Source organism: Arthrobacter crystallopoietes BAB-32, assembly GCF_000328305.2.
Taxonomy (GTDB): domain Bacteria; phylum Actinomycetota; class Actinomycetes; order Actinomycetales; family Micrococcaceae; genus Crystallibacter; species Crystallibacter crystallopoietes_A.
On record NZ_ANPE02000235.1, the window covers coordinates 1 to 15,446 of the forward strand.

A 15,446-nucleotide genomic window follows, 5' to 3' on the forward strand; every position below is an offset into this window, starting at 1 on the left:
CCGCACTTGACCATGTGACGCAAGCCATGCCATGATTTCAATGCATGTTATTGAGTTTTATTCTATGAAATTTTAGAACGCTAGACGAAATGGCTTTGAGGATTCCCATGACTTCAGTCACAGAAAAGAGGCCGGTGAACAGGGTCCGACATTCCGTCCTGGCTGGACAGGCGGCACTGACAGCCCTCGGCTCCTATGTCCTGGTCGAGTCCCTCCGGCTCGGTCTGTGGAACGATCTCGGGCCCGGTCCCGGCTTCTTCCCCTGCGTGCTGGGCGGCGGGCTGGTGCTGCTATCGCTCATCTGGTTCGTCCAGGAGCGCGCCGGCGTGCAGTCCGCAGCCGCGCCCGAGGCTGCGGACGGATCCCAGGTCCGGGCTGTGGTGCTCAGCCTGCTGGTACTGGCGGCCGCGCTGCCGTTCATCGGCTTTCAGGCAGGGGTCTTCCTGTTCCTGATGTACCACCTGCGCCTGCGGGCCCGGACGTCCTGGATCAAGTCCCTGGCGGTCTCGCTCTGCGGCAGCGTCGGCGTCTACTACCTCTTCACCTTGGCGCTCCGTGTCTCGCTTCCCGAAGCGACCATCATTCCCCTGAACCTGATCGGACTCTGACCATGGACGTACTGAACGAACTGCTGGCCGGGTTCGCCTCGGCCCTGACGTGGCAGAACCTCCTGTTTGCCTTTATCGGCTGCCTGCTGGGCACGATGATCGGCGTCCTGCCGGGTATTGGACCGGTGGCCGGCGTCGCCCTGCTGATCCCGCTGACCTTGAACCTGGACGCCGCCGGATCGATCATCATGCTCTGCGCCATCTTCTATGGCACGACGTATGGCGGGACGATCACCAGCGTGCTGCTCAATACCCCGGGTGAGGCCGCCTCTGCCATCACCGCCTTGGACGGCTACGCCATGACGAAAATCGGGCGGGCCGGGGTGGCGTTGACCATCGCCGCCGCGGGCTCCTTCATCGGCGGCTCGCTGGCCACCGCTGGCCTGGTCGTCGCTGCCAAGCCGCTGGGCGGCCTGGGACTGATGATCGGGCCTCCGGAATTCTTCGCCCTCGTAGTCGTCGGCATCTCGCTACTGGTGGCACTGGCCGGCCGGTCCATGGTCCGCGCGCTGATCTCCGGTGCCTTGGGCTTGCTGATCTCCATGGTCGGCATCGACCCGGTCGCCGGTGCCCCGCGCTTCACCTTTGGAATAGAGCGCCTTCTCGACGGCGTGTCCTTCGTTGCGGTCATCGTGGGGCTGTTCGGTCTCTCCGAAGTCCTCTCCTACCGGCCCGGGCGGGACAAGGTAACAGTACAGGCCCCGGGTATGCGCTCCCTGCTGCCTACCCGCACCGACTGGCGGCGCAGCGCCCCGGCTATTGCCCGCGGCACCGGTGTCGGCTTCGGCCTGGGCCTGATCCCTGGCATGACCGGGTCTGTCTCATCCCTGCTGTCCTACGGTGCCGAGAAGAAGTTCTCGAAATACCGTCATGAGTTGGGCAACGGCGCCATCGAGGGCGTCGCCGGACCGGAAAGTGCGAACAATGCCCATGCGAACGGCGCCCTGATCCCGCTTTTCACGCTGGGTATCCCTGCCTCCCCGACGATCGCGGTGCTCATGGGCGCGTTCCTGCAGCAGGGGCTGACTCCCGGGCCGACACTCTTTGCCGAGCATGCCGAAATCGCCTGGACCATCATCGCCAGCCTGTTCATCGGCAACATCCTGCTGCTGGTACTTAACGTCCCGCTCGTCGGCTTGTGGACTTCCATCCTGAAGGTGCCCTACCCGATCCTTTCAGCCCTGATCCTGATGTTCATGGTCGTCGGCGCCTACACCATCAACTTCTCCGTCTTCGACGTCTTCGTCATGGTCCTCTTCGGCGTCATCGGCCTTATCCTGCGCAATCTCGATATCCCGCTCGCGCCCTTGGTCCTGACCCTGGTCCTCGGGCCGCTGATGGAACGCTCCCTGCGCGAGTCCCTGGACATCTCCCGCGGCGACCTGACGATCTTCCTCGACCGCCCGGTGACCGTGGTGCTGCTCCTGATCGCCCTGGGGATCGTCGCCAGCCCGCTGCTCAAGCTCCGCAAGCCCGCGGCCCTCGTCGCCGAGGATCCTGAAACCTAAACCGTTCCCAACCGATATCCCGCACCACTATCCAGCAAAGGACAACCAATGAAGCGCATCCTTGCCGCCACCACCGTAACCGCCCTCACCTTGATGGCGACAGCCTGCGGCGCCGAGACCTCTTCCTCCGCCGGTGAGGACTTCCCCCGCCAGGGCAAGTCCGTCGAAATCGTCGTCGCGTTCGCTCCCGGCGGCGCCGTCGATACCGCGGCCCGCTTGGTCCAGCCCGTGCTCGAGCGCGAACTCGGCACGAACGTCGAGGTCGTGAACAAGCCCGGAGCCGGCGGCCAGATCGGCTACACCGCCCTCACCAGCGCGAAGCCTGACGGTTACACGATTGGTGCCACCGGTTCCCCGTCCGTCGTCGTGACCCCGCTGGACCCGGCCCGCGGCGCCAACTTCACCCGAGCGGACTTCCAGCCGCTGGGCCGGCAGGTGATTGACCCGGCCGTCGTCGCCGTGCAGCCCGACAGCCCCTACCAGAACCTCGATGACCTCCTGAAGGCCGCGAAGGACAAGCCGGACACCATCACCGCCACGACCACCGGCCAGCAGGGCGGCGAGCACTTCGCCATTGCCCAGATCAAGGAAGCCACCGGTGCTGCGCTCAGCCCGGTCCACTTCTCCGAAGGCGCCTCGCAGGCCACCACCGCGTTCCTCGGCAAGCACGTCGAGGTTCTCGTCGCCAACGTCAGCGATGTCACCGACCTGGTCAAGCAGGGGAAGGCCAAGGTCCTGGGCGTGATGGACAGCGAACGGGCCGAGGCTCTGCCCGAAGTTCCCACTTTCACCGAATCCGGCCATGACGTCGTCGCTGCCACCGCACGCGGCTACTCCGCCCCGGCCGGCCTGCCCGAACCCGTCGCGCAGAAGCTCGAAGCCGCCCTCAAGACGGCCGTTGAGGACCCGGCCGTGGTCGCGAAGATGGATGACCTCGGCCTGGCCACCAGCTACCAGTCCGCTGCGGACTACGAGAAGTTCTGGGCCCAGCAGGAAACCGATTACAAGACCGTCCTGCCTCTTGTCCAAGCCAAGTAACCCCCGAACGAAGGAACAGCATCATGTCCTCCACCGCTGACACCACGGCAACCCTCGATTTCGACCGTCCCGCACCCGAGCTCGTCGCCCGCCTCGCTGCCCTCCCCGCTGCCAACATCGGCGACGCGATGGAACGCCTCGGTGTCGCGGACTCGGCGATCCAGGCGATCTGGCCCGGCGCGAAACTCGCAGGCCCGGCGTTCACCGTCTGGGTCGCGGCCGGCGACAACCAGGGCATTCATGCGAGCCTCGCCGCAGCTAGCCCCGGGGACGTCGTGGTAGTCAGCGGCGGGGGCGACACCTCCCGTGCCCTGCTTGGTGAGCTCATCGGTGAACGGGCGATCTCGGCCGGTCTCGCCGGCTTCGCACTCGATGGCGCGGCCCGGGACGCCGAAGTCCTCGGCGAGATCGGCCTCCCGGTCTTCGCCCGGGCCACCAGCCCCGCCGGCCCCTACAAGAACGGCCCGTTCCGGATCGCGGTGCCCATCGCCTTCGGTGGGGTTCCGGTCCTGCCCGGCGACATCATCGTCGGGGATTCCGACGGCGTCGTCATCGTTCCGTGCGACCGGGCAGCAGAGATCGCGACGGCGGCTGAAGCCGTCTTTGCCGACGAAGCCGCACGGCGGGCGCGCATCATCGCCGACCGCGCTACCAACTCCTAAGACGCACCACGCTCCACCCAAAGGAACCAGCACCATGAACTGCACCATCATTGGCCTCGGCGAAGCCGGCGCCATCTACGCCTCGGCCCTGCTCCGCGCCGGCCACCGGGTCACCGGCTATGAGCCCGTCGTAACCACGGCCCCCGCCGGAGTCGACCTTGCACCCAGCGCGGCGGACGCCTGCGCCGACGCCGACATGGTCCTCGTCCTCACGGGTGCCGGCGCGGCCCGCCCGGTCGCGGCAGAGTGCCTGCCGGCGCTGCGCCCTGGGGCGTGCTACGCCGATCTGACCTCCTCCTCCCCCGGCACGATGGAAGAACTTGGTCAGGGAGCCGGTGACGTACTGTTTGCGGACGTCGCGATCCTCGGCCCTGTCATCGCGCAGCGGGAAGCCACTCCGCTGATGGCCAGCGGACCCGGCGCGGCTGCCTTCGCCGACCTCGTGCGCGGCATCGGCGCACCTGTTGAAGTCGTCCCCGGACCGCCCGGAGCCGCGATGGCACACAAACTGCTGCGCAGTGTCTTCATGAAGGGACTCGCTTCCGTCGTCGTCGAAGCAGTTACCGCAGGCCGGGCAGCGGGGCTCGAGGACTTCGTCCGCGCACAGATCACCGCAATGCTCGCCGGCGACGGCCAGGCCGTCATCGACCGCTTCCTTACGGGCACCCAGAAGCATGCTGCCCGCCGGTCCTTCGAGATGCGCTCCACCAGCGGCTACCTCGCCGAACTCGGCGTGCCCTCGGAAATGACCGATGCCTCGGCCACCGCCATGGAACGCATGGCCGCCGCACGAGCCCAAAGCGTGGCATCCTGAAATGGCCGGCACGAGAGACGGGAAGGACCACTCATGATCGGCGTCTGGGCGCTCGGCGCCTACCTGGCCGTGATCATCCTGTGGACGACGCTGCTGCGGCGCAACGTCGGGGAGGCCATGATGGTCGGCTTCCTCGTCGCCGCCGGGTTCAACGGCGCCGGAGCGCTGAACGCCGGCTGGAACGCGCTCTATGACGCGCTGACCGACGAAATCGTCTACGCCACCGTCATCTTCGTGTTCATGGGCTACCTGCTGGAACGGGCAGGGGTCATGGAACGGATGATCAACCTGCTCGACGCGCTGATCGGCGGCCGCAAAGGCGGCTCCGCCTACGTCTCCACCGTCGCCTCGGCAGGACTGGGCAGCATCGTGCACAACCAGGCAGCCATCGCCGCGACCGTCGGCTCGGTCACCATCCCCTGGATGGAACGCGCCAGGGTCGAGCGCACCACAGCGGCCACCATCGTCGCGGGCAACGCAGGCATGGGCATCACCTTCCCCTTCAGCGCCTCCATGTTCGTGCTCGTGGGCTCCTCCACCGTCGGGCCGCTGCTCGACATTGACACGCTCATCATGCCGCTGATCGCCGGCGGCCTCTGGTGCGTCCTGCACCGCCTCATCGTGACCGCCATCCTCGTGCACCGCAGCGGCGCCCGCGCCACGGCCAAGGAAAACCGACCCCTGCTGCTCGAGTCCCTGCGCCGCGGCTGGACCACGCTGCTGCTCTTCGTCGGGGTCGCCCTGCCCATGGTCCTGACCACCGGAGCCCTCGCCGAAATCCTGTCCGACCACACCAGGAACGACGTCTCCGACGCTGTCAGCCCGATCTTCTGGATCCCCGTCGTGCTGATCGTGCTCGGCCTGGCCCTCGGACGCAAGCAGCTGCCCCGCACCACCAAGGCCTGGGCGCAGCTCATCGGGGATTCCGCACCGCGCTTCGGAGTCGTCGGCATCACCGTGCTCTTCGCGTTCGCCGGCGCGAACGCGCTGGCTACCACCGGCCTGCCCGAACAGCTCTCCGGGCTGCTCGACGGCCTGGACCTGCCCGTATGGCTGCTCGCAATCGTCATCGGCCTCATCGTCGTCGCCGTAGCAGCACCGCTGTCCTCCACGGCGACCATGGCGGCCGTGGGCACCATCGGCGTCGCAGCACTCATCGCCGCCGGCGTCCCGGCCCCGACAGCCGCCGTCGCCGTGCTGATCTTCTCCTCCTGCGAGGCCGCCGTGCCGCCCGGCGGGGCGCCCTTGTACGTCGCATGCGGCATCGCCGGCGTCGATCCCTTCCATACCTTTAGGCGCATGCTGCTCTACTACGCCCTGCCGCTGCTGGGCATCGGAGTGCTCGTCGCCGCAGGCATCCTGCCCGTCTAAGAAGGAACCACCATGCTCCACCGCATCGCCCGGACGGCGTTCATCGCCTCCCTCACCACCGCCCTGGCCGGCGGAGTACTGCTCATCGCCTGGCAGGCCCTGGGTCTCGCCACCGGCGACGCAGGAATCCTCACCGCGCCCAACGGCATCTTCAAGACCGTGCTGTGCATCGCCGCCTCCATCGCCTCGATCGCCGCCTACCTCCTCGTACACGTCAAGGCAGCCCGCCCCGCCAGTCATTCGAAAGCAGGAACGCGATGACCTCCATCCCACGCCGCGGGCTGCCCGACCGCCATGCGCTCAAACAACGGCCTGGGGCGCTGGCCGGCACATCATGGGAAATCTTCGCCGACCCCTGGCGGGGAACCCCGTCCTTCGCGGACCCGTCCACGGTCCTCGCCGCAGCCGGGTCCGTGCTCCACGGGGAAGTCTTCGGGCTCGACTACCCCGTCGATGCCTTCGCGCCCGGAATGTCGAAGGCCCGCAAGGCACCGGTCCACACCATCTATGCGAACCACCCCGCCCACCGTGATGACTTCCTCGACGGGTTCTACCTGCAGGGATCCACGCAGATCGACGGCCTGCGGCACCGCCGGGCCGACGACGTCGGCTTCTACGGCGGCATCCCGGACGACCGGATCCACCCGGGCAGCGAAGAAATCGGCATCCAGGTCTGGGCGGATCAGCCCATCGTCACCCGCGGCATCCTCATCGACCTTGCCGGCTATCTCCACTCCCAAGGCCGGGAAATCGACCATGCCGCCGGTCAACCGCTCCCCTTCGACCTGATTCCCGAAGCGCTCGAAGCCCAGGCGCTGGAAGTCGCCACCGGCGACATCGTCATGCTCCACACCGGCTGGAGCGAATGGTTCCTCGGGCTGGATGAAAACAAAAAGCGCGCCCAACAAACCACCGGGCGCGCCACCGGCATGGCCCAGAGCGAAGAGCTCCTCGACTGGTCCTGGAACAACGGGCTGACCCTGCTCGCGGCCGACAACTTCGCCGTCGAATGCCTCCCGCCCGTCCCGGACTCCCCCTTCCTCACGACGGCGCCCAACGACCGCGGCATGATGCACCAGGAGTTCCTCGCCAAGCTGGGCCTGCCCCTCGGAGAGCTCTGGCGCCTCAGCCCCCTCGCCCGCCGGATGCGCGAACTGCGCCAATGGCACAGCCTGCTCATCGTCAAACCCCTCAACATCACCGGGGCCACCGGCTCGCCAGCCAACGCCACCGCCGTCCTCTGAGGCTACGTCAGCTCATGATGACACCCAGGGCGGACGCCCTTGACCGGACGGCGGCCAAGGGCGTCCAACCCCTTTGGGCCGTCCTAGGCGTCGCCGCCGGTGCTGCCGGACGTGCCGGCGTTCACGTCGTCGAGCCGGTAGCGGCGGAAGGCTTCGGCCGGGGCGTCGGCGGCCACTTTGCCTTCGGCGGCCAGCAACTGCAGGGCCCGGACGACGATTGAGTGGCTGTCGATGTTGAAGAACCGCCGGGCGGCCGCGCGGGTGTCGGAGAAGCCGAAGCCGTCCGCGCCGAGGGTGGCGAACCGGTGCGGCAGGAACTGCCGGATCTGGTCGGGGACCTGTGCCATGTAGTCGGAAACGGCGACCACAGGCCCCTCCGCACCCTCGAGCTGCTGAGCGATGAAGGGCTTGCGCGCCGCCTGGCCGGGATTGAGGAAGGAACCCCGTTCGGCTGCCAGCCCGTCCCGGCGCAGCTCGGTCCAGCTGGTCACCGACCAGACATCGGCGGAGACATTCCAGTCCGCGGCAAGGATCTGCTGCGCTTCGAGGGCCCAGGGAACAGCGACGCCGGAGGCCAGCAACTGGGTCTTCGCACCGGTAGCGGGCCCGTCCTTGAGCTTGTAGATGCCGCGCAGGAGGCCGTCGACGTCGAGGTTTTCCGGCTCCGCGGGCTGCACGATCGGCTCGTTGTAGACGGTCAGGTAGTACATCACGTTGGGGTCCGGATGGGTTCCGCCGTACATCCGATCCAGCCCGGCCCGCATGATGTGCCCGATTTCGTAGCCGTAGGCGGGGTCGTAAATGACGACGGCGGGATTGGTCGCCGCGAGTATCGGGGAGTGGCCGTCCGCGTGCTGCAGCCCCTCGCCGGTCAGGGTGGTCCTTCCGGCGGTCGCCCCGATGACGAACCCGCGGGCCATCTGGTCGGCGGCGGCCCAGAAGGAGTCGCCGGTGCGCTGGAAGCCGAACATCGAGTAGAACACGTAGATCGGCACCAGCGGTTCACCATGAGTGGCATAGGAGGTTCCGGCGGCGGTGAAGGCCGCCACGGCGCCTGCCTCGTTGATGCCGGGGTGGATCAGCTGCCCGGCCGGGGACTCCTTGTAGGCGAGCACCAGGTCGCGGTCCACCGAAAGGTAGTTCTGTCCGGAAGGGTTGTAGATCTTGGCCGTGGGGAAGAACGCGTCCATGCCGAAGGTGCGTGATTCGTCCGGCACGATCGGGACAACCCGGTTGCCGAACTCCTTGTCCCGCATCAGGTCCTTCAGCAGCCGGACGAAGGCCATCGTGGTTGCCGCCTGCTGCTTGCCGGAGCCGCGCGTGGCCACCTCGTAGGCCTTCGACTCCGGGAGCTTGATGGCGTTGTGGCTGCTGCGCCGGTCCGGGACGGCGCCGCCGAGCTCGCGGCGGCGATCCAGCAGGTACCGGATTTCGGGGGCATCCGAACCCGGATGGTAGTAGGGCGGGCGGTAGGGATCGGTTTCGAGCTGCTCGTCGCTGACCGGGATGCGCAGATGGTCGCGGAACGCCTTGAGGTCCTCCAAGGTCAGCTTCTTCATCTGGTGCGTCGCGTTGCGGCCCTCGAAGCGGCTGCCCAGCCCATAGCCCTTGACCGTCTTCACCAGTACGACGGTCGGCTTCCCCGTGGACTCGGTGGCGGCCTTGTAGGCGGCGTAGACCTTGCGGTAGTCGTGGCCGCCGCGCTTGAGGTTCCAGATCTCGTCGTCGGAAAGATGCGCGACCATGTCCTTGGTCTGCGGGGTCTTGCCGAAGAAGTGCTCGCGGACGAAGCCGCCGGACTCGGCCTTGTAGGTCTGGTAGTCGCCGTCCGGCGTCGTATTCATCAGGTCGACCAGGTGGCCCTCGTGGTCCCTGGCCAGCAGGGCATCCCACTCCCGGCCCCAGACGACCTTGACGACGTTCCATCCGGCGCCGCGGAAGAAGGCTTCGAGCTCCTGCATGATCTTGCCGTTGCCGCGCACCGGGCCGTCCAGGCGCTGCAGGTTGCAGTTCACCACGAAGGTCAGGTTGTCCAGCTTCTCCTGCGCCGCGAGCTGGAGCAGGCCGCGGGATTCCGGTTCGTCCATTTCGCCGTCGCCGAGGAAGGCCCAGACGTGCTGGTCGGAGGTGTCCTTGATGCCGCGGTTGTGCAGGTACCGGTTGGACTGGGCCTGGTAGATCGCGTTCATCGGCCCGATGCCCATGGAGACCGTGGGGAATTCCCAGAACTCCGGCATCAGCCGCGGATGCGGATACGACGAGAGGGCGTGGCCGGCCTTCGACTTCTCCTGCCGGAATCCGTCGAGGTCCTCCTCGGTCAGCCGGCCCTCGAGGAACGCCCGGGCATACATCCCGGGGGAAGCGTGGCCCTGGAAGAAGACCTGGTCGCCGCCGCCCGGGTGGTCCTTGCCGCGGAAGAAGTGGTTGAAGCCGACCTCGTACAGCGTCGCGGCGCCGGCGTAGGTGGAGATGTGCCCGCCGACCCCGATCTCGGGATGCTGGGCGCGGTGGACCATGACGGCGGCGTTCCAGCGCATCCAGGCACGGTAGCGGCGCTCGGTCTCCTCGTCGCCGGGATAGGCCGGTTCCTGGTCGGCAGCGATGGTGTTGACGTAGTCGGTGGCGGTGGCCAGCGGGAGGTCGATGCTGCGGGAACCGGCGCGGTCCAGCAGCGAGCGCATGATGAACCCGGCACGGGCCGTGCCGCGGGAATCGATCAGCTGGTCGAGGGATTCCGACCACTCGGCTGTCTCCTCCGGGTCATGGTCACCGAAGCCGCCCGGCGCAGCGGTAAATTCGTCAACAACGGTCATGTGCAACCTCTTCCTTGAGGACAGAGTTCCCCTGTCATCCAGAACGGAAACTTTCACATCTCGGAATTTTTATTCCGAAAGTAGGATACAGTGAATGTCGAGCGCTGCCGTTCTGTCAATGCGGCAGCTTCACAGAACGCCGCGCCACAGCCATTCCGAAGGGAAGCAGATGGAACCCGAGCCCCTGGCACCCACGCCGCGTACCGCCGTCGTTACCGGAGCAGGTTCCGGCATTGGGCGGGCGGTGGCACGCCAGCTGCTGGAGGCCGGCTTCGCCGTGGCCCTCACCGGACGCCGGGAGGACGCGCTGCGGGAGACGGCCGAAGACCGCTCCAATGCGCTGGTCGTTCCTGCGGACATCTCGGAGCCGGAGCAGGTGGCGCAGCTGTTCGACAGCGTGCGGCAGGCATGGGGCCGGCTGGATGTGCTCTTCAACAACGCCGGCACGTTCGGGCCCGCGGCGGCCATCGACGAGATCGGGCTGGCGGACTGGAACGCGACCGTGGCGGTCAACCTCACCGGCGCCATGCTCTGCGCCGCGGAGGCGTTCCGGATCATGAAGGGCCAGCAGCCGCAGGGCGGCCGGATCATCAACAACGGCTCCATCTCCGCGCACGTGCCGCGGCCGCGCTCGGTGGCCTACGCCGCCACCAAGCACGCGCTGACCGGGCTGACCAAGTCGATCGAACTCGACGGCCGGCCCTACGGGATCAGCTGCGGCCAGATCGACATCGGCAACACCGCCACGGCGATCATGGCGCATACCGGCGCCGGCACCGGGGCGCTGCAGCCCGACGGCAGCCGCAGGCCGGAACCCACCTTCGACGTGGAGGAAGCGGCGCGCGCCGTGGTGCTGATGGCCACGCTGCCGGCGCAGGCCACCATCAACCAGCTCACCATCACCGCCGCGGGCATGCCCTACATCGGCCGCGGCTGAGGAGAACCCATGCGCCAAGCCAAAATCATCGCCACCTTCGGCCCTGCCCTGGCCGGCTACGAACGCACGCTTGCCGCGCTCGAGGCGGGCACCGACGTCGTACGCCTGAACATGAGCCACGGCGAACACGACGTGCACGCAGAAACCTACCGCCAAGTGCGCCGGGCGGCGGCGGAGCTCGGCCGGCCGGTCGGGATCTTCGCGGACCTGCAGGGCCCGAAGATCCGGCTGGGGCGCTTCGCGGACGGCCCGCACGAGCTGCATCCGGGCGACCGGTTCACCATCACCACGGCGGACGTGCCGGGCACGGCCGACCTGGTCTCCACCACCCACAAGGGGCTGCCCGGTGACGTGCGGCCCGGCGACACACTGCTGATCGACGACGGCAGGGTGGCGCTGCGCGCGGTGGAGGTCGACGGCGAAAACGTGGTCACCGAGGTGGTGGTCGGCGGGCCGGTGTCCAACAACAAGGGCATCAACCTGCCGGGCGTGGCCGTGAACGTGCCGGCACTCAGCGCCAAGGACGAGGCGGACCTGCGCTGGGCGCTGCGCACCGGCGTCGACATGGTGGCGCTGTCCTTCGTCCGGAGTGCCGCCGATATCGGGCGGGTGCACGAAATCATGGACGAGGAAGGCCGGCGGACGCCGGTGATCGCGAAGATCGAGAAGCCGCAGGCCGTCGACGCGCTGGCGGAGATCGTCGAGGCCTTCGACGCCGTCATGGTGGCCCGCGGCGACCTGGGCGTGGAACTGCCGCTCGAGGACGTGCCGGTGGTGCAGAAGCAGGCGATCGAGCTGGCCCGGCGCGCGGCGAAGCCGGTCATTGTGGCCACGCAGGTGCTCGAGTCGATGATCGGGAACCCGCGGCCCACCCGCGCCGAGGCCTCGGACTGCGCCAACGCCGTGCTGGACGGGGCCGACGCTGTGATGCTCTCCGGCGAGACGAGCGTGGGCGCCTACCCGGTCGAGGCGATCAGGACGATGGCCCGGATCATCGAATCCACCGAGCAGCACGGCCTGGAGCGCATCCAGCCGCTGGGCACCACGCCTAAGACGCGCGGCGGGGCGGTCACCCGTTCAGCGGTGGCGATCGCCGGGCAGCTGGACGCGCGCTGCATCTGCGTGTTCACGCAGTCCGGCGACTCGGCCCGGCGGCTGGCCCGGCTGAGGCCGCCCAGGCCGCTCTACGCCTTCACTCCCCTGCCGGCGACGGTCCACGCGCTCACCATGGCGTGGGGCATCCGGCCGCAGCTGGTGGATTTCGTGCCGCATACTGACCAGCTGACGGCGCAGGTGGATCAGGTGGTGTGCGAGCAGGGCTTGGCCGGGCAGGACGACTTGGTGGTCATCGCCGCCGGTTCCCCGCTGGGCAAGGCCGGCACCCTGAACTTCCTGCGGCTGCACCGCATCGGGGACCTTGACGACGGCGGACGGCGGCCTTCCGTTCCCGCCCGCCGGCGGCGCGGCGAACCCTAGCAAAAGGGCCGGCCGTATTTCGGCAACCTGCGGGCGAAGCTTGCGGGGATCCAGTGTGGTGCATCTCTCTTTATCCTCCACGACGCTCTGTAGTATGCAGACCAAAGGCAGAAGCCGAGCGGGTGAGGCCGGCCGGCTTCTGCACGCCGGGAAACATCCAACGGAGATCCAGATGCCTGCACCCGCCCTCGACGTCGAGGCCCTCCTTCAGCGCTACGACACCCCCGGCGCCTGCGCCGCCGAGCTGCTCTGCGATGCCCACGATCCGGACGCCACTGCGTTTACGATCATCGCTGCCGATCTCTCCAGCGAGGACATCACGTACGGGCAGCTGCGCCAACGTTCCGAGCGAGGCGCCGCAGCCTTGGCCGAGCTGGGCGTCGGCCGCGGTGACAGTGTGGCAACGCTGATGGGAAAGTCCGCCGATCTGGTGGTGATGCTGCTGGCCATTTGGCGCCTCGGCGCCATCCATGTGCCGCTGTTCACCGCTTTTGCCTGGCCCGCCATCGAGCTCAGGCTGACAGCGTCGGGGGCCAAGGTCATCATTTGCGACGCCGACCAGCGCCCGAAGATCCAGGCGACCAGCTCTGCCGTCCTGGTCGCGGGTGACCAGGCACAGGCACCGGATCTTGCCCTTGCGCCCCTGCTCGCGACGCAGCAACCGGGCTTCTCCGCCGCAGCCGTTGGAGGCGACGGCACACTGGTCCTCATCTTCACATCCGGCACCACAGGAACTCCAAAGGGGGTCCCTGTTCCGCTTCGGGCGTTGGCGGCCTTCCGGCAATACGTCGAACTCGGCCTCGATGTGCGCGACGACGACGTGTTCTGGAATGCGGCCGATCCAGGCTGGGCCTACGGTCTCTATTACGGCATCCTCGGCCCGCTCGCTGCCGGCCGGCGCAGCCTGCTGCTTCAGGCGGGCTTCTCACCGGCGCTGAGCTTCGCCGTCCTGGAACGCTTCCGGGTCACCAACTTCGCCGCCGCCCCGACCGTCTACCGCAGTATGCGGGCCAGGACCGACGCCGCAGCGAATGACATCCGGCTGCGGCGGGCGTCCTCCGCGGGGGAACCGCTGACACCGGAGGTGATTTCCTGGGCGGAGAACACACTAGGCGTTCCGGTCAGGGACCACTACGGGCAGACCGAGCACGGCATGATGATCGTCAACGCCTGGCATGACGACATCCGGAAAGATCTGCGGGAGGGGTCCATGGGACAGCCGTTGCCCGGCTGGACGTGCGCGGTCCTGAAGGATGCCTCGGACGAGCCGGCTCCCCCGGAGGAACTGGGCCGCGTCGCGGTGGACACGCAGGCCAGCCCGATGATGTGGTTCACCGGCTACCAGGACGCCCCGGAGAAAACAGCCGAGCGCTTCTCCGCCGACGGGCGGTGGTACGTCACGGGGGACGCGGGCAAGGTCGACGCCGACGGCTACTTCTTCTTCTCGTCCCGTGACGACGACGTCATCATCATGGCCGGGTACCGCATCGGGCCGTTCGACGTCGAAAGCGTCCTGTCGAAGCATCCGGCAGTCCAGGAAACCGCCGTCATCGGCGCCCCCGACGAACTCCGCGGCGAGGTGCTGGAGGCCTACGTCGTGCTCGCCGCCGGGGTCAACGGCGACGAGGCACTCGTCACCGAGCTCCAGGAGCTGGTGAAGACGCAGTTCGCCGCCCATGCCTTCCCGCGGAAGGTTCACTTCGTCGAGTCTCTGCCCAAGACACCATCAGGTAAGCTGCAGCGCTACGTATTGCGGGAACGCCGCAAAGCCGCGCTGGAATAGCACTCGGGGCTAGCTAGCTAGCAGCCGTCGTCAATCGGTGCTTGACGAAACGCAGGTTATCGGCGTCGGTTTTTGGCACGGAGAGGGGCCAAAAACATACCTGGCGAAACACGATGCCGGATGCATTGATCAGACAATCGAGTAGGAGGGCCGGGTTTCCCGGCCCTCCTCTCACACCACCGTACGTGCGGGCCTCGCATACGGCGGTTCGTCAGGTTGTCCTGTAGCGACGCCAGGCATCGTGAAGAAACACCAGTCCCAGGGTTTCCCAGTATTCGTTGGGCAATGCCCGTGACAGGATGGGCGATCCCGCGATTCGCCAGTAGGCCTTGCTGGTCATGCCCCACTGATAGGCCAGATCCGGCCTGATCCCGAGCTTTCGCAGGTTGACTGCACGGGTTCGCGGTTTCTTCCATTCCTTCCAGCGGATCTGGCGCATCCTGCGCCGGAACCACTCGTCCAGCTCTCTGAGCTTCTTCGGAGTGTCGGCCAGACGGAAATATCCCATCCAGCCCCGGATATACCGGTTCAGCAGAGTGATGCGCTCACCCATCGAGATACTCCACTTCCGGGAGGTCAACTGTTTGATCCGCGCTTTGGCCCGTTTCAGGGCCTTCGGCGCGACCCGCAGCTTCACCCCGGATTTGGTGAAGAAGAAGGCATAGCCCAGCAATGTAGCTACGTTTGCCGGACTGATCTTCGACTTCTCCCGGTTCACCCTCAGTTTCAGGGTCTGCTCCAGCACTTTCGTGCACTTGTCCAGCGCCCGTTCGGCCGCCCGTTTGCTCCTGACGAAGACCCGGATGTCGTCGGCGTACCGGACGAACCGGTGGCCGCGCGACCACATCAGCTGGTCGAAGTCATCGAGCATGATGTTCGACAGCAACGGGGACAGAGGCGACCCCTGCGGGGTGCCCTCCGCCGTCGGCTGCCTCACACCATCGGCCATGATCCCCGCCTCAAGATAGCGCCGGATCAGGCCCAGCAGCCGCTTGTCCTTCACTTTCCGCGCAACCCGGGCCATCAAGGCATCATGGTTGACCCGGTCGAAGAACGCATCCAGATCAACCTCGACCACCCACTTGGTGAGCCTAGAGATTTCGGACAGTGGACCCTCTTAAAATCGGAGGGACTACTGAAATGAGGAATCTGCAGAATGTCTGCATCACGTCGACGGTTCACCCAGGAATTC

Annotated in this window: 13 protein-coding genes; 11 read left to right on the forward strand and 2 right to left on the reverse strand. The window is 67.2% G+C overall.

What is annotated here, in order from left to right; genetic code table 11:
- Positions 1-107: 107 nt before the first annotated feature.
- Genes D477_RS17915 through D477_RS17950 form a run of 8 tightly spaced genes read left to right on the forward strand, consistent with a single transcriptional unit; the run spans position 108 to position 7,245 of the window.
- Complete coding sequence (locus D477_RS17915; RefSeq protein WP_043847596.1) at positions 108-608, forward strand: tripartite tricarboxylate transporter TctB family protein; 501 nt, start codon at positions 108-110, stop codon at positions 606-608.
- Between the two features lie 2 nt (positions 609-610).
- Positions 611-2,116 carry a tripartite tricarboxylate transporter permease gene (locus D477_RS17920; protein WP_005272972.1) on the forward strand — a complete coding sequence of 502 codons (1,506 nt, stop codon included), beginning with the start codon at positions 611-613 and terminating at the stop codon, positions 2,114-2,116.
- Between the two features lie 48 nt (positions 2,117-2,164).
- A complete protein-coding gene (locus D477_RS17925) occupies positions 2,165-3,154 on the forward strand; it encodes a tripartite tricarboxylate transporter substrate binding protein (protein WP_005272974.1) in 990 nt (329 codons plus the stop codon).
- A 23-nt stretch (positions 3,155-3,177) separates the two neighbouring features.
- Positions 3,178-3,816 (forward strand): hypothetical protein, encoded by a 639-nt coding sequence (locus D477_RS17930; protein ID WP_005272977.1) that lies wholly within the window; start codon positions 3,178-3,180, stop codon positions 3,814-3,816.
- Between the two features lie 34 nt (positions 3,817-3,850).
- Positions 3,851-4,630, forward strand: a complete 780-nt coding sequence (locus D477_RS17935) for an NAD(P)-dependent oxidoreductase (protein ID WP_005272980.1) — start codon at positions 3,851-3,853, stop codon at positions 4,628-4,630.
- A 33-nt stretch (positions 4,631-4,663) separates the two neighbouring features.
- Entirely contained in the window at positions 4,664-6,001 is a 1,338-nt protein-coding gene (locus tag D477_RS17940) for a TRAP transporter large permease subunit (RefSeq protein WP_005272982.1), read from the forward strand.
- Between the two features lie 12 nt (positions 6,002-6,013).
- Positions 6,014-6,262: a hypothetical protein gene (locus tag D477_RS17945; protein ID WP_005272984.1), complete on the forward strand. Its 249-nt coding sequence runs from the start codon at positions 6,014-6,016 to the stop codon at positions 6,260-6,262.
- The gene (locus D477_RS17950; protein ID WP_005272988.1) at positions 6,259-7,245 is read left to right on the forward strand and encodes a cyclase family protein; all 987 of its coding nucleotides are present in this window, start codon (positions 6,259-6,261) and stop codon (positions 7,243-7,245) included. The genes D477_RS17945 and D477_RS17950 overlap by 4 nt, the downstream gene beginning before the upstream one ends.
- An 83-nt stretch (positions 7,246-7,328) precedes the next feature.
- Here the strand turns inward: D477_RS17950 and aceE are convergent, their stop codons facing one another.
- The gene (aceE, locus tag D477_RS17955; RefSeq protein ID WP_005272990.1) at positions 7,329-10,058 is read right to left on the reverse strand and encodes a pyruvate dehydrogenase (acetyl-transferring), homodimeric type; all 2,730 of its coding nucleotides are present in this window, start codon (positions 10,056-10,058) and stop codon (positions 7,329-7,331) included.
- A 169-nt stretch (positions 10,059-10,227) separates the two neighbouring features.
- On the opposite strand from aceE, the gene D477_RS17960 reads away from it, so the two are divergent.
- From D477_RS17960 to D477_RS17970, 3 genes are all read left to right on the forward strand, one after another.
- A complete protein-coding gene (locus D477_RS17960; RefSeq protein ID WP_005272993.1) occupies positions 10,228-10,995 on the forward strand; it encodes an SDR family oxidoreductase in 768 nt (255 codons plus the stop codon).
- Between the two features lie 9 nt (positions 10,996-11,004).
- On the forward strand, positions 11,005-12,471 hold the full coding sequence (gene pyk, locus D477_RS17965) for a pyruvate kinase (protein WP_005272996.1): 1,467 nt from the start codon (positions 11,005-11,007) through the stop codon (positions 12,469-12,471).
- 172 nt (positions 12,472-12,643) lie between these two features.
- Positions 12,644-14,254, forward strand: a complete 1,611-nt coding sequence (locus tag D477_RS17970; RefSeq protein ID WP_005273000.1) for an AMP-binding protein — start codon at positions 12,644-12,646, stop codon at positions 14,252-14,254.
- Between the two features lie 211 nt (positions 14,255-14,465).
- Here D477_RS17970 and D477_RS17975 read toward each other — a convergent pair whose 3' ends face one another.
- Positions 14,466-15,332 carry a reverse transcriptase domain-containing protein gene (locus D477_RS17975; protein WP_005273004.1) on the reverse strand — a complete coding sequence of 289 codons (867 nt, stop codon included), beginning with the start codon at positions 15,330-15,332 and terminating at the stop codon, positions 14,466-14,468.
- Positions 15,333-15,446: the final 114 nt, after the last annotated feature.

Coding starts and splice junctions, on each gene's coding strand:
- D477_RS17915 (WP_043847596.1), top strand. CDS start 108: ATGACTTCAGTCACAGAAAAGAGGCCGGTGAACAGGGTCCGACATTCC.
- D477_RS17920 (WP_005272972.1), top strand. CDS start 611: ATGGACGTACTGAACGAACTGCTGGCCGGGTTCGCCTCGGCCCTGACG.
- D477_RS17925 (WP_005272974.1), top strand. CDS start 2,165: ATGAAGCGCATCCTTGCCGCCACCACCGTAACCGCCCTCACCTTGATG.
- D477_RS17930 (WP_005272977.1), top strand. CDS start 3,178: ATGTCCTCCACCGCTGACACCACGGCAACCCTCGATTTCGACCGTCCC.
- D477_RS17935 (WP_005272980.1), top strand. CDS start 3,851: ATGAACTGCACCATCATTGGCCTCGGCGAAGCCGGCGCCATCTACGCC.
- D477_RS17940 (WP_005272982.1), top strand. CDS start 4,664: ATGATCGGCGTCTGGGCGCTCGGCGCCTACCTGGCCGTGATCATCCTG.
- D477_RS17945 (WP_005272984.1), top strand. CDS start 6,014: ATGCTCCACCGCATCGCCCGGACGGCGTTCATCGCCTCCCTCACCACC.
- D477_RS17950 (WP_005272988.1), top strand. CDS start 6,259: ATGACCTCCATCCCACGCCGCGGGCTGCCCGACCGCCATGCGCTCAAA.
- aceE (WP_005272990.1), bottom strand. CDS start 10,058: ATGACCGTTGTTGACGAATTTACCGCTGCGCCGGGCGGCTTCGGTGAC.
- D477_RS17960 (WP_005272993.1), top strand. CDS start 10,228: ATGGAACCCGAGCCCCTGGCACCCACGCCGCGTACCGCCGTCGTTACC.
- pyk (WP_005272996.1), top strand. CDS start 11,005: ATGCGCCAAGCCAAAATCATCGCCACCTTCGGCCCTGCCCTGGCCGGC.
- D477_RS17970 (WP_005273000.1), top strand. CDS start 12,644: ATGCCTGCACCCGCCCTCGACGTCGAGGCCCTCCTTCAGCGCTACGAC.